We start from the raw sequence: 9,338 nt of genomic DNA on the forward strand, positions 1-9,338 counted from the left end.
GAGCTTTGTGCCGCCGTCCTGCCGATGGCCACGCCGGGTTGGTCTGGCGGTGTTTCCAGGCAACCGGACGAGCTCCGTACTCCCAACGCCCCCGGATCACCAATCCGGGCCTCGAGTGACGCGGGACAACGGGGATTATCCGCCAGGTTTGACGGGCGGGGATAAGTTTTTTGAAATTTCCCGCCCCACACACCGTCATCCCGGCGCAAGCCGGGACCCAGTCTGCGACGCAAGCTATTGCCATGCTTGGCGAAATCGCGTGTGCGAGACTGGGTCCTGACTTGTCTCAGGATGACGGTGAAGTGGCGCACACTGTGGGATAACCCGCCTCTCCCCGGCCGGGGAGAGGTCCCGCAGCGCGTCAGCGCGCAGGGGGTGAGGGGCGCGCCGCGAAGCGGCGCCAGGGAAAGTCTTTAATGGCGCTGACGCGCCGCCCCTCATCGGCCCTGCGGGCCACTTCTCCCCGGTCGGGGAGAAGCGAGGGCTGTGCATTTTTCAAGCGCGATAGTCCGTCATCCCGGACGCAGGCCCGCAAAAGCGGGGCGAAGAGCCGGGACCCGACGAAACCCTCCGGCAAGCGATGAGTCTCCCGTCGGTCCCGGATGGCGCTGCGCGCCTCCGGGAAAATGCAAGGTGAGGGAATACAACGTCCTGCCCCCGCTTGCGGGGGAAGGTGCCCCGGATCAAATCCGGGCGGAAGGGGAAACGCGTCAGTGTTCCGCCGCCCATCACGGGCGAGGACCTCGCGCCCTAGGTCGACACAAACGCCTTCTCGACCACGAAGTCCGCCGGGGCCGCGTTCGAACCCTCGACGAAATTACGGTCGAGGCAGATTTGTTTGACGTCTTTCAGCAGGCCTTCCGAACCGCAGATCATCACGCGGTCGACGGCTGGGTCGAGCGGCGGGACGCCGAGGCGGTCGAAGAGTTCACCGCTTTCGATCATGTCGGTGACGCGGCCTTTGACCGGGCCGTCCTCGCGGGTGACCGAGGTGAAGTGGACCAGTTTCTCGCGGGCGAATTCGCCGATCAGCTCGTCATCCTTGACCGCTTCGACCAGTTCGACGCCATAGGTCAGCTCGGCGGACTGGCGGCAGGTATGGGTGAGGATGACCTCGTCGAATTTCTCATAGGTCTCGGGATCGCGGATCAGGCTGGCGAAGGGCGCGATGCCGGTGCCGGTCGAGATCATGTAGAGGCGTTTGCCGGGCTTCAAGGCATCGAGCACCAGCGTGCCGACCGGCTTGCGGCCCAAGAGGACCTCATCGCCGGCCTTGATGTGCTGCAGGCGCGAGGTCAGCGGCCCGTCGGGCACCTTGATCGAGTAGAAATCGAGCGCCTCATCCCAGAACGGGCTGGCGACGGAATAGGCGCGCAGCAGCGGTTTGCCGTCCTCCTTGGGCAGGCCGATCATGATGAACTCGCCCGAGCGGAAGCGGAATGTGTCCGGCCGCGTGATGCGGAAATGGAAAAGCTGGTCGGTGTAATGGCTCACCGACAGCACCGTCTCAACCGTATAGGGGCCGGGCTTGGCGGAGATCGCATTCTTCGGGGCAGGCGCGGTCGCTGTCATGGTCATCGTCTCGTACTCGATTTTGTCGGTGAGGTCTGTCTGGCTCAGCGGTCAGGCCGTCACGCGCGGCGCTTCGGTATCGGCCCAGGGCGGAACAGGCAAGCCCCGCGAGGACAGGAAGTCCGGGTTGAACAGCTTGCCGGCATAGCGCGCGCCGCTGTCGCACAGCATGGTCACGATGGTCTTGCCGGGACCGAGATCGCGGGCCAGGCGGATGGCACCGGCGATATTGATACCGGCCGAACCGCCCAGGGACAGGCCCTCGGTCTTCACCAGATCAAACAGGATGGGCAGCATTTCCGCGTCCTCGATCCGGTAGACATGGTCGACCTCAAGGCCTTCCAGATTGCCGGTGATGCGGTTGACGCCGATGCCCTCGGTGATCGAGGAGCCTTCGCCCTTCAGCTCGCCCTTGGTGTAGTAATTATAGAGCGCAGCGCCGGCCGGATCAGCGGCGCCAATGGCGATGTCGGGCCTTTGGGCGCGGAGGGCCTCGGCAACGCCGGCCAATGTGCCGCCGGAGCCGACCGCACAGATGAAACCGTCAATGTTGCCGCCGGTCTGATCCCAGATTTCCGGGCCGGTGGTCAGCTTGTGGGCGCGCTTGTTGGCCAGATTGTCGAACTGGTTGGCCCAGATCGCCCCGTTTGGCTGGCTCTCATTGAGCTCTTCGGCCAAGCGGCGCGAATAATGGACGAAATGATTGGGGCTGGAGAAGGGGGCGGCATCGACTTCGATCAGACGGGCGCCGAAGGAGCGGATCGCGGCCTTCTTTTCTTCCGACTGGGTGCGCGGCATGACGATGATGACGTCATAGCCCAGCGCGCCGCCGACCAGGGCGAGACCGATTCCGGTATTGCCGGCCGTGCCCTCGACGATGGTGCCGCCGGGCTTCAGCGAGCCGTCAGCCTCGGCCTCGCGCACGATATTGAGCGCGGCGCGGTCCTTCACGGAGCCGCCCGGATTGAGGAATTCGGCCTTGCCGAGGATTTCGCAGCCGGTCGCGTCGGACGGACCATCCAGCCGGATCAGCGGCGTATTGCCGATCAGGTCGAGCACATGTTTGGCAGACACTGGCGGTGTCCTTTCGTCTGTTCTTTTACTCGGCGGCGACTTGCGCCGGGGTGTGGATGCCGCACTCGGTCTTGGCCTGGCCAAGCCAGCGGCCGGAACGGATATCACCGTCGGCCTGGACCGGTGCCGTGCAAGTCCAGCAACCGATCGAGGCATACCCCATATCGGTCAGCGGGTGTCGCGGCAAATCGAAGCGCTGGAAATAGTCCTCGATCGCGGTCGCGTCCCAATTGGCGAGCGGATTGACCCGGATGCGGCCATTGATGCGCTCGACAATGGGCAGGCTCATGCGGCCGCCGCCATGGAAGCGTTTGCGACCGGTGATCAACGCGTCATAGTCGCCGATGATTTCGTCCAGCGGGCGAACCTTGCGCAAGGCGCAGCAGGCGTCCGGGTCGCGGCGCCACAGGCGGTCATCACTGTCTTCGCTGGCAACCTCTTCGGCGTCCGGCTTGAGCAGGCGGATATTGCTCAGGCCAAGCTGTTCGGTCAGCTGGCGCTGGTATTGTTCGGTCTGGGCGAAGAGACGGCCGGTATCGAGGAAGATGACCGGGGTCGCCGGATCGATCTGGGCGATCATGTGCAGACCGACAGCGGCCTCGGCGCCGAAGGAGGACATGATGGCGACCTTGCCGACCCACTCATTCCTGATGGCATCGCGCAGGATGTCCTGCGGGGTCATGTCGCGATAGCGGGCATTCAGCGCCGCGAGGTCGTCCTCCGGCCGTTTGTGGCGGTGGCGGAAGAGCGGTGTGACATTGCCCCGGCCCGGCTGGTAGGCGTGGGCAAAACGGGTGCGGGCGCGAGCCCAGTCGGCTTCCAGCCCTTTGCGATCGGGATCGACATCGTCAAAGCCGACGCGGATCAGGTGCTGGGCCTGGTCGGGAATGAGATCGCCGACGGCGCGCAGCTTGCCGGTGTAACCGGCGCGCTCGCGCAGCTGGGTCGCCAGGGAAAAGCCCCGGCCATCATTGAATTTGGGAAAGCGGATATCGACCCGCACCGCCCCGGCAATCTCGGCCTCGGCCTCGCGCCAGTCGGCATCGCCGTCCAGCTCCACGATGCGTCCACCACCGGCGGCCAGTTGGGCGTCGGCGACATTGCGGGTTTCGGTCTTGCGATCAAGCGTCAGCATAGATGGCCTCCTTGAAGGCGTCGGATCCGACACGGCGCAGCGTGTCGATGAAGCGCTCATTGTCGGCGCGAATGTCGAGATAGGTTTCCAGCGCGCGGGCGATCGCGGCGGGGACGTCCTCACCGGCCAGGCCCTTGCCGATGATCGAGCCGATGGCAGCATCGGCCCCGAAGGCCCCGCCCAGCGTGATCTGGTAGAATTCCTCACCGCGCTTGTCGACGCCGAGCACGCCGATATGGGCAACATGGTGGTGGCCGCAGGCATTGATGCAGCCATCGATCTTGATGGTCACATCGCCGGCCTTCTCCGACAGGCCCTTTTCTTCCAGCAGGCTGGAAATGGCCTGGGCGATCGGGATCGAGCGGGCATTGGCGAGATTGCAATAATCCAGGCCCGGGCAGGCGACGATATCGGTGGCGAGGCCGGCATTGGCGACGGCGAGACCGGCTTCGACCAGCCCGTTCCAGACAGCCTCGATGTCCTCATTGCGGACATGCGGCAGGATCAGGTTCTGGTCCGGCGTGGCGCGGATTTCGTCAAAGCCAAAACGTTCGGCCAGGCTGGCGACGGCCTCCATCTGCACGTCGGTGATATCGCCCGGCGTGCCGCCGATCGGCTTCAGCGAGATGACCAGCGAAGACAGGCCATCAACCGCATGGTCACGGCGATTGCGGTCGAGCCAGCGGGCGAAGGCACGGTTTTCCGTCACCGGAACGGGCGTCGGTTCGACCGCTTTCGGCTGGTCGAAAAAGCTGCGGATGCGGGCGATTTCCTCGGCCGGGAGTTTCAGCTCGCCGTCGCGGATCACCGCCCATTCATCCTCGACCTGGCGGCTATATTCCTCGGCGCCCAGGGCTTCGACCAGGATCTTGATCCGGGCCTTGTAGAGATTGTCGCGGCGGCCGTGCTGATTGTACACGCGCAGGCAGGCGGTGAGGTAGGACAACAGGTCCTCGGGCGCCAGGAAGGGATTGATCAGCTGGGCCAGGCGCGGCGTGCGGCCCTGGCCGCCACCGACCCAGACTTCAAATCCGGTTGTCCCGGCCTCGTTCCGGACGATCTGCAGGCCGATATCATGCACGCGGATGCCGGCGCGGTCTGCCGAGGCCCCGTTGACGGCGATCTTGAACTTGCGCGGCAGGAAGGTGAATTCCGGGTGGAAGCTTGACCATTGGCGCACGATTTCGGCCCAGGGGCGACCATCTTCCAGCTCATCGGCGGCGGCCCCGGCAAACGGGTCGGCGGTGACATTGCGGATGCAATTGCCCGAGGTCTGGATGGCGTGCATCTCGACGGCGGCGAGGCGGTCGAGAATGTCGGGAATGTCGACAAGGGCCGGCCAGTTGTACTGGATATTGGTGCGCGTCGTGAAATGGCCATAGCCCCGGTCATAGTCGCGGGCGATGCCGGCCAAGGTGCGCATCTGGGTGCTGTTGAATGTTCCATACGGGATCGCCACGCGCAGCATGTAGGCGTGCAGCTGCAGATAGACGCCATTCATCAGGCGCAGCGGCTTGAACTGGTCCTCGGTCAGACGACCGTCCAGACGGCGTTCGACCTGGTCGCGGAATTCCGCGATCCGGTCCGCCACCATGGCGTGGTCGTAGCTGTCATACTTGTACATGGGTCACGCGGTCGCTTGTGTGTGGGTGGAGCCGGTGGTCGGGCCGGTCAGGCGGATGCCCTCGCGGCGCCATTTCTGGCCGCCGGGGGCATCGTTCTCGAGATCAATCAGATAGGCGCCGACGGCGATGTAACTTTCATCCGAGGCTATTTCGAGCGTCGCATCGGCCTGATCCTCGTCGAGACGGGCGGCCTCGGCGAGATCGGTCGACCACTGGCCGGTGGCGGTGCGATAGATCACCCGGCCATCGGTGAGGCGGTTGGCGGTCACGGTCTTCATGCGAATTGCTCCCGTTCGGTCGAAACCTTGGCGCTGCCCGCCAGGGCGGCACCGGCAACCTCGCCGACAATCATGATGGTGGGACCCGTGATGGCTTCGCGTTCGACCAGGGCGGCGAGATCGCCGAGCGTGCCGAAGACGCGGCGCTCCGTGTCCAGCGTGCCGTTCTCGATAAGGGCGACCGGCGTGGAGGGATTCCGACCGGCCGCAACCATCTTCGCCTGGATGTCCGGCGCGGCGCCGACGCCCATGTAGAAGACCGTCGTGGAATTGGGTGCTGACAGGGCCCGGTAATCGGCGTCCGGCCCGTCCTGCTTGACGACACCCGACGCAAAACTGACCGACTGGGCATGGTCGCGATGGGTCAGGGGAATACCGGCGGAGGCGGCGCAGGCGACCGCGGCGGTGATGCCCGGTGTGACCTCGACGGCGATCCCGGCGGCACGAACCACGTCCAGCTCCTCGCCGCCGCGCCCGAAGACAAACGGGTCGCCGCCCTTGATGCGGACCACGCGCTGAACCTTGCGGGCCTCGCGGACCAGAATCTGGCCGATCTCGTCCTGCGGGACGGGGTGATGACCCTTGGTCTTGCCGACATCGATGCGCAGCGCATCGCGGCGGGCCAGATCCATCACGCCTTGCGAAACCAGGCGATCATGCACGATCACATCGGCTTCGCGCAGCAGGCGGGCGGCCTTGAGGGTGAGGAGGTCGGGATCGCCGGGACCGGCGCCGACCAGATGGACAATGCCGGTCTTGGCGGACGTCTCGCCGTTCAGCTCACGCAGCATTTCGCGGCGGGCGCCGATCTTGTCACCGGCGAGGGCTAGGTCGCGGGCCTTGCCGCGCAGGGCGCGTTCCCAGAAGGCGCGGCGGTCGTCGAATTTCGACAGGACAGACTTCACCGTGCCGCGCAGTTCGCGGGCGAGATCGGCAATGACGCCGATCCGTGCCGGCAGGACCTGTTCGATCGCGGCGCGGATATCGACCGAGAGGACCGGCGCGGCGCCGCCGGAGGCGATCGAAACGACAATGCCGTCGCGGTCGACAATGGCCGGGGTCTGGAAGTCGGAGGCGGCGGGGCTGTCGACGATATTGACCAGCGCGCCCTGGCTGCGGCCCCAACGGGCCAGCTTGGCCACGTCGCGGTCTTCACCGCCGGCCAGGAAAATCAATGTCGCGCCACGGAGGTCCCGCCGTGTCGGCACACGGCGGATTATCTTCGCATATTGGGCGATATCCGAAGCAACAGGATCATGGGTCTCACCGGTGAACCAAAGCAACCGGGCTGGGGAAGACACGAACAGGCGTGCTTTCGGCTCGGCCATCGGGCCATGCCCGACAACGATCACCGTCTGTCCATCTAGGGGAATGGAGGCAGGAAATACACGCATGCTCACTCGTCCGATCCTGCGCCTTCGTGGCGCGACGAGTTCAATATTTCTATTCGGTGCAGCGATTTCAAACGACGATTATTGGCTTTTGACGTTAGAAAAACTAAAGTGATCCCATGGTTCAGACATCCCGCCTCCCGCCCCTCAATGCCCTGCGCGCCTTCGAGGCGGCTGCCCGGCTTGAGAGCTTTGCCCGCGCCGCCGATGAATTGGCGGTGACGCCGGGGGCGATCAGCCAGCAAATCCGCCAGCTGGAAGAGCATGTCGGCGCGCCGCTTTTTGTCCGTCAGGGGCGTGGTTTGGGGCTGACCGAGGCGGGCCGTGCTGCAGCCGGCATCACGTCGGAAGCCTTCGAGACCCTGGAACGCGCCGTCTCCCTGATGCGCCAGCCCGTCCATCGCCGCGCGCTGACCGTCTCGGTCGCGCCGTCCTTTGCCGGCAAATGGCTGGCACCGCGCCTGTTCCGTTTCCAGGAGGAAGTGCCCGGCGTGGAAGTCTGGATTGCGGCAACGTCGGAACGGGTCGATCTGGCCGCCGGCGCCGCCGATCTGGGCATACGCTATGGCCCGGGCGGTGACATGACGCTGCACGAAGAGATGCTTCTGGCCGAGGAAGTCCTGCCGGTCTGCTCGCCCGATCTCCTGCGTGAGGGTCCGCCGCTCGCCCGGGCCCAGGACCTGCGCGGCCAGACCCTGCTGCACGATGCGTCACCGGAGACCGAGGTCGATGGTGCCGATTGGGCCTCCTGGCTCAAGGCGCGCGGGGCGCGAGGTGTTGATGTGTCGGGCGGCGTGCGCTTCAACCAGTCCGCCCTGGTCATTGACGCCGCCGTTGCCGGCCGCGGCGTGGCGCTGGCCAAGCGCGCCCTGGTGCAAAATGACCTCGCCAGTGGCCGCCTCGTCGCCCTCTTCGCTGACGGCACAACGCCGGTCCGCTCGGCCTACCATATCGTCACCGCGCGAAACCGCCCGCTGAGCCCGGATGCACGGGCCTTCATTGCCTGGCTGAAGGCGGAAGCGCGGGTGCATGAGCATTCGGTGGATGAGCTGTGAGGGTATTGAGCCGCGCTCTCGCGCACTCTGAACCATTCATCGCTTGCCGGGAGTTCGCGCTATCCGGATTTCAAGGTCAAGGGCGCGTACGCGCCGCTTCGCGGTTTCACCCTTGAGCTTGAAATCCGGATAGCGCCTGCTGGCTGACAAGCGATCTATGGGTATTTCCGCGCGCGGCGCCGAGTTCCAATAAATCTCCTTCCCCCCGTCATCCCACGGTCGCGGCGCAGCCGCGATCCGGGGGACCTCAGCCAAACCGTCGACGGGGTAGCGCAGGTCCCCCGGATGCCCGCTTCGCGTTCCCCGTGGGATGACGGTGGGAATGTGGCTATTGGGTAATACAGACGGGCATATAGCCCGCCACAATAGTCTTCACCGTCGGCTCCGGCGTCAGCACCTCTACCCGGTCCGGCAAAGCGTCCGGCCCCGCCGCATAGCACTCGAACGCCCAGGCCCACACACGTCCTTGCCAGCAAACCAGCGGCGCCCCGTCAGGCTCGGCGCGAAAAAAGACGCCCTCTGGCAGTTCCAACAGCTTCGCCTCAAACGTCACCTGCTTGCGTGACCGTGACATCACCCGCGCCTTGTGGAGGACGCGATCCATGTCCGGCGCCCGAACCGGCTCCGGCAAGTCGGGATGCGCCTTGGCAAAAGCCTTGCGAAACCGGTTGAAATCCTCGCGCCGGCATTCAGCGCAGGGACGATGTCCGGCGGCGAGTGCGACGGCTTCGTCGGTGAAAAAGAGCTCGGTATACCAGCCTGGCGCCATCAATTCGCGGCGGCGCGCCTTGAAGGCGAGGGTGCAGGTCACCCAGGCCTGGTGTTTCCAGCGGGCGGTGCCGAGTTGCTGGCGCTCATCATGCAGAATGCCGCGATTGCCCATCAGCGTGCCGCGGGCTGTGTGGGCGCAGATCTCACCGGTCGGGGTGACGCGGTTTTGCAGGGGGGTAGGGCGTGTCATGGGGTGAGGGTGACGTGTGCGGCAAAGCGGGGCAATCCGGTTCTTGTGCCCCACATTTGTCATCCCCGCCGGATGTCCCGCGCAGGCGGGACGAAGAGCGGGATGTCCCGCGCAGGCGGGACGAAGAGCGGGCAACTGTTTTGATCAGGCCTGGAATGGGCGTTGGTCTCGGATGATAGCGTTGAGGGTTATGAGGAGTTTTCGGGCGACGGCGATGAGGGCGAGTTTTTTGGGTTTTCCGGCGTCG

Annotated in this window: 8 protein-coding genes and 1 pseudogene; 1 reads left to right on the top strand and 8 read right to left on the bottom strand. The window is 65.2% G+C overall.

Annotation, left to right across the window (positions count from 1 at the left end):
• Positions 1 to 750 precede the first annotated feature (750 nt).
• The 6 genes from AWH62_RS07985 to cysG are packed head-to-tail and all read right to left on the bottom strand — an operon-like array spanning position 751 to position 7,078.
• Entirely contained in the window at positions 751 to 1,578 is an 828-nt protein-coding gene (locus AWH62_RS07985) for a ferredoxin--NADP reductase (RefSeq protein WP_075189968.1), read from the bottom strand.
• 45 nt (positions 1,579 to 1,623) lie between these two features.
• Positions 1,624 to 2,646, bottom strand: coding sequence for a cysteine synthase A (locus AWH62_RS07990; RefSeq protein WP_075189969.1), 1,023 nt, complete (start codon positions 2,644 to 2,646; stop codon positions 1,624 to 1,626).
• A 25-nt stretch (positions 2,647 to 2,671) separates the two neighbouring features.
• On the bottom strand, positions 2,672 to 3,781 hold the full coding sequence (locus AWH62_RS07995; RefSeq protein ID WP_158025586.1) for a phosphoadenylyl-sulfate reductase: 1,110 nt from the start codon (positions 3,779 to 3,781) through the stop codon (positions 2,672 to 2,674).
• A complete protein-coding gene (locus tag AWH62_RS08000; RefSeq protein ID WP_075189970.1) occupies positions 3,768 to 5,405 on the bottom strand; it encodes a nitrite/sulfite reductase in 1,638 nt (545 codons plus the stop codon). Before AWH62_RS08000 ends, AWH62_RS07995 begins: the two co-directional genes overlap by 14 nt.
• 3 nt (positions 5,406 to 5,408) lie before the next feature.
• Positions 5,409 to 5,684 (bottom strand): DUF2849 domain-containing protein, encoded by a 276-nt coding sequence (locus tag AWH62_RS08005; RefSeq protein ID WP_075189971.1) that lies wholly within the window; start codon positions 5,682 to 5,684, stop codon positions 5,409 to 5,411.
• Positions 5,681 to 7,078 (bottom strand): siroheme synthase CysG, encoded by a 1,398-nt coding sequence (cysG, locus tag AWH62_RS08010; RefSeq protein ID WP_075189972.1) that lies wholly within the window; start codon positions 7,076 to 7,078, stop codon positions 5,681 to 5,683. Before cysG ends, AWH62_RS08005 begins: the two co-directional genes overlap by 4 nt.
• Before the next feature lie 116 nt (positions 7,079 to 7,194).
• Here cysG and gcvA point away from each other — a divergent pair, with 116 nt between their 5' ends.
• Entirely contained in the window at positions 7,195 to 8,130 is a 936-nt protein-coding gene (gcvA, locus tag AWH62_RS08015; RefSeq protein WP_075189973.1) for a transcriptional regulator GcvA, read from the top strand.
• A gap of 328 nt (positions 8,131 to 8,458) precedes the next feature.
• Here gcvA and AWH62_RS08020 read toward each other — a convergent pair whose 3' ends face one another.
• Together AWH62_RS08020 and AWH62_RS17135 are read right to left on the bottom strand one after the other, a co-directional pair.
• Positions 8,459 to 9,091 carry a hypothetical protein gene (locus tag AWH62_RS08020; RefSeq protein ID WP_075189974.1) on the bottom strand — a complete coding sequence of 211 codons (633 nt, stop codon included), beginning with the start codon at positions 9,089 to 9,091 and terminating at the stop codon, positions 8,459 to 8,461.
• Positions 9,092 to 9,235: 144 nt separating this feature from the next.
• Positions 9,236 to 9,338, bottom strand: a pseudogene (locus AWH62_RS17135) (IS110 family transposase); the annotation flags it as partial.

Source organism: Maricaulis sp. W15 (assembly GCF_001924955.1).
Lineage (GTDB): Bacteria > Pseudomonadota > Alphaproteobacteria > Caulobacterales > Maricaulaceae > Maricaulis > Maricaulis maris.